Genomic DNA, 4,111 nt, shown 5'->3' with positions numbered 1-4,111 from the left:
TTTACTTGGTGGACTTCTCTTACTAAAGTAAACTCGTTGTCCATGTCTAAAATATAGTAAAGGGCAAGGTCCATCTTTTCTTCTTCAGCTTCTGTTTCTTTTATGGTCTCTTTAGTAGTTTCCTTGCTTGTTTCTATGTTAGTTTCTTTAACTGATTCCTTGCTACTTTCACTATCAGTTTTACCACAAGCAGTTAAAACCAAAAGAGTAGCTAAGATTATAGATAGATATTTTTTCATAAAGTCTCCTTTCATGTGTCATCTATTAATAATATTTAATATCTTATATTAAGATTATAACATGATAACGAATAACATTGCTATATAATTAAGTTAAAGTTATAATAATACATACAGTAAAAGAAGAAAATAGAAAGTTTGTACTTGAAAAAAGGTAACTTATACTATATACTTTTAATTAAAGTACATATGTCAATATGTTCAATATTTAGGGAGGATTTTATGAACAAAAGTATTGTAAGAAAAATAGCTGCTTTATTATTAGCGCTATCATTAGTAGTTTCAGCAGGAGCAAGCAGTATATTTGCTGCAGGAGAAGTAACTGAAGCTCAAAAAACAGAAGCTAAAGAAAAATTAAAATCAATTGAAGGATTATCAGAAGAAGCATTAAATGACTTTGTAAAACAAGTTGAAGAAGCTGATTCAGTAGATGCTATTGAAGAAATTTTAGGAGAAGCAGGATACTTTGATGAAAGACCAGAAGTTGATCCATTAGCAAAACAAAAAGCAGAAGCTAAAGAAAAATTAAAATCAATTGAAGGATTATCAGAAGAAGCATTAAATGACTTTGTAAAACAAGTTGAAGAAGCTGATTCAGTAGATGCTATTGAAGAAATCTTAGGAGAAGCAGGATACTTCAATGAAGAAACTGAAGATGAAAACCCAGGTGTACCTTTAACACCAATGTTCCCAGCTGAAGAAGACGAAGATGAAGATGAAGATGAAACAAGTATTCCACTAACACCATTAACACCTGCAGAAGAAGTGGAAGAATCAAAAGATGAAACTTCTGAAGAATCAAAAGAAGAAACAACAGAAGAATCAAAAGATAAAAACGACAAAAAAGATGGTACAACAGTAACTTCAACTGAAAAGAACCCAGGTACTAGCGATATGGGTATAGCTTTATCAGCTATTACTTTATTAACATCAGCAGGGGCTTATGTATTTACATCTAAAAAGAAAGAAGATAAATAATAAGATCTTTTAAGTAAGTAAAACTAAGAGACTGGTATGGCCAGTCTCTTTTTTTTGAATATATTAATATTTATATGAGAGGTATTTATGCTGAGAAAAAGATTAAAAGAGTTTATATCTTTAACCTTAGCCCTACTACTAGTTTTTGGTAATCTTGCACCAAGCATAGTTTTAGCTAATCTTGATGACAATACAGGTGAAGATATCGAAACTGTAGCAGAAACTAAAAATGAAGATATAACTGTAGATGAAGAAGAGACCGAGGCTACTGAAGAAGAAAATATAGCACAAGTGGCATCAGTCCAAAATGAAGCAGAAGTTTTTACCTATAAAGAATTTTTAGCACATCAAAAAAACCTAGAAGTATATGCTAAAGAATATGCTAAGACCAATACAAATGAAGATGTAAAAGAATTAGTTTTAAACTATGTTAGAACTGGTGTGGAAAAGTATGCATCATCAGGTGGTTGGGAAATATTAGCAGGTAAAACTAAAACTGACTTTATAGAATATGTAGCTAAAAGAGAAAAAGAAACAGGAAATACAGCTAGCGGAGTTAGAAATTTAAATAACTTCACAACTCCAAACGGCCAAGAAGTAGAATTTGGTCATATGTTCGGTACTATGAATATTGGTATTACCAACAAAAACTCTTCAACAAGTTCTGACTTTGGTGGCTGGGCTGGTGACTTGGTAGACTTATTGAAATATTCAAGTACGAGGGTTACAAGATCTGATGTTGAAACCATGGCTACAGAAATTAGAGAAAAATATCTAGAAGTTGACGATGAAGCTGAATCATCATTCGGTATACTTGATATTCGTGGTGACTTAGATGCCTATTACCTATTAAACAACTATAGGGCTTCAACTAAAGACTTAAGTCAATTAATGGAAGAATATTATACCAAGACCTTGTCAGATAAGGATAGGGCTTTATACTTTATCTTAAATAGATTTCCTAACAAGTTAACAAAAGAAGAAATCAGACAAGAAATGTTAAATATATATACAAATAACTCTGGTGTAAAATCTTTAGAAGCTGAAAGAGGGCTTTCGAGAGAAAAAGACCTAAGAGAAGCTACAGTATATTCTTTTGCTGATTATTTATATATTTTAACAAAAGTTGAATTAGAAAAACTTGATTATGAAGATGAAGATGTAGAAGAGCCAAAAGAAGAAAAACTATATGAAAAATTCCAAACTAAAGAGTCTACTTTAGCTCCAGGGGTAATAAATGAAATTAATTATGTATTAACTCCTGAAAAACATCAAACAGTATATTACACAACAAAGATAGATGTATCAAGAGATGATGTACATGTTCATGCTAACTATTACAACAACAATCCAACAAAGTGGACATTCTCAAGGATGACAGACCAAATAGAAGCGGCTATTAAAAACCATACAGATCCAAATAAAAAAGATAAGTATGTTGAAAACTACCAAGTTGTTGCCGCTATAAATGGTGACTTTTACGACATGGCTAATGGTAAACCTAATGGTCCATTGGTAATGGAAGGTGTGAAATATAATCCTGGAAACAACAGAAACTTCTTTGCCATATTAAAAAATGGTAAAGCAATGATTGGTACAGGTAAAGAATATCAAAATGTGCAAGATGATGTTATAGAAGCTATTGGTGGACAAAACATCATTGTAAGAGATGGTAAGTCTTTAGTAAAACCTGTAGAAAAAAATCTAAGAGATATCAATAGGGCATCAAGATCTGCTGTGGGGTTAACAGCTGATAATAGAGTAATATTTTTAACAGTAGATGGTAGACAAAAACCATATTCAACAGGTGCTACCTTTGAAGAAGTTGCTCAAATGATGATAGATGAAGGTGCAGTCATAGCTATGAACCTAGATGGTGGTGGATCGGCATCTATGGCAGCTAAAAAAGAAGGTGATGATAAGGTTTCAATTATCACAAGACCATCAGATGGTTATGAAAGATCAATTTCTTCATCCCTATTTGTAGTATCTACATCAAAGACAAATAATGATTTTTCACACGCTTTAATTGATACAGAAAAAGATTATTTAACTGTAGGTTCTAGTTTAGACTTAGAAAAAACTGGTGTATCATCATCAGGTAACTCTGCACAACTACCAGAAGGTTGGGAGTGGAAATTATCTGATTCTACTATAGGATCTATAGATGGTGATAAATTTACTGCTAAAAAAGAAGGTAAAGTTGATGTACAAATAGTACATGACAATAAGGTAGTTGGAAGCAAGAGCTTAAATGTTGTAACACCAACTGACTTAAAGTTCTCCGAATCAAGGATTTCAGCAATCTATGAAAAACAATTTGAACTTCCTTTAGTAGCAACCTACAATGGTCACCAAGTAGAAATCAACGAAAATGACATAGATTTTTCTACAAGTGTTGAAAATGTAGGAGTATTTAAAGATTTATCCTTAACTACCAATAGTACTTTCAAAAATAGAACATTAATAATCAATGCAAAATTAAAAAATAATCCACAAGTATCAGATAAGTTAGAAGTAAACTTCTATAAAGAAGATGAAACTATTTATGACTTTAATAATGCAACCGGTGGAAATAGGACACTATCTTGGTTAAGAAAAGTTTTCAACTCAGAAGAGGAAGTTTTAGCTGATGATAGCAGAAAATACAATATAATTGATCCAGATAAAGATATGCCTATTGAGTATACCTTTGCTATAGATATGAAAGATATTGAAATACCTGAACAATTAGCGGGTATGATTGAGCTATTACCAGGTGGGGATGACCCTGAAAATGGAGCATGGGACTTCCTATTACAATTAGCTGAAAGAATAAGTACTTTAACTACAGTAACTGTAGAATTAGACTTTGATGATAATTTAGATTTAGACATATCTGACTTTAAACTTGT

Annotated in this window: 3 protein-coding genes; 2 read left to right on the top strand and 1 reads right to left on the bottom strand. The window is 31.7% G+C overall.

Features of this window, described 5'->3' with window-relative positions:
- A partial coding sequence (locus tag Q0U66_RS05555) for a hypothetical protein (protein WP_297378478.1) occupies positions 1-239 on the bottom strand: 239 nt, incomplete at its 3' end.
- 222 nt (positions 240-461) lie between these two features.
- Between Q0U66_RS05555 and Q0U66_RS05550 the strand changes: the two genes are divergently transcribed.
- Together Q0U66_RS05550 and Q0U66_RS05545 are read left to right on the top strand one after the other, a co-directional pair.
- The gene (locus tag Q0U66_RS05550; RefSeq protein ID WP_297378476.1) at positions 462-1,217 is read left to right on the top strand and encodes a hypothetical protein; all 756 of its coding nucleotides are present in this window, start codon (positions 462-464) and stop codon (positions 1,215-1,217) included.
- An 87-nt stretch (positions 1,218-1,304) separates the two neighbouring features.
- On the top strand, positions 1,305-4,111 hold a 2,807-nt coding region (locus Q0U66_RS05545; protein WP_297378473.1), incomplete at its 3' end, for a phosphodiester glycosidase family protein.

Source organism: uncultured Helcococcus sp., from assembly GCF_946998255.1.
Lineage (GTDB): Bacteria > Bacillota > Clostridia > Tissierellales > Peptoniphilaceae > Helcococcus.
This window is presented reverse-complemented; position numbering and strand designations above follow the sequence as displayed.